Below are 453 nucleotides of genomic sequence, written 5' to 3' on the forward strand. Positions count from 1 at the left end.
GCCAACCGCAGTCTCGCGTCGTTCGCCAGTCGGGTATGCGAGGCGTTCCCGGACACCTTCGCGGCCTCGAAGAAACGCCGCACGACCGGCAACCCGGTGCGTGTCGAGCTGTTTCTTGAAACGCCGCGTCAGGCCCTGGCCGGTCGCAAGGCACGCCTGTTGGTGCTGGGCGGCAGCCTGGGTGCCGAGCCGCTGAACAAGCTGCTGCCCGAAGCGCTGGCGCAATTGCCTGTGGATATCCGTCCTGAAGTGTTCCATCAGGCGGGCAAGAATCACGACGAAATTACCGCCGAGCGTTATCGCAACGTGGGCGTCGAGGCGCAAGTGGCGCCGTTCATCCAGAACATGGCTCAAGCGTACAGCTGGGCCGATCTGGTGGTCTGCCGCGCAGGCGCACTGACCATCAGCGAACTGGCCGCCGCAGGCCTGCCGTCGCTGCTGATCCCGTTGCCC

The 453-nt window shown here is 65.6% G+C and carries 1 protein-coding gene; it reads left to right on the plus strand.

Annotated elements, in window-relative coordinates:
- On the plus strand, window positions 1-453 hold a 453-nt coding region (locus EE949_RS13685; protein WP_277423368.1), incomplete at both ends, for a glycosyltransferase.

Origin of the sequence: Pseudomonas viridiflava, from assembly GCF_900602065.1 — a bacterium.
GTDB lineage: Bacteria > Pseudomonadota > Gammaproteobacteria > Pseudomonadales > Pseudomonadaceae > Aquipseudomonas.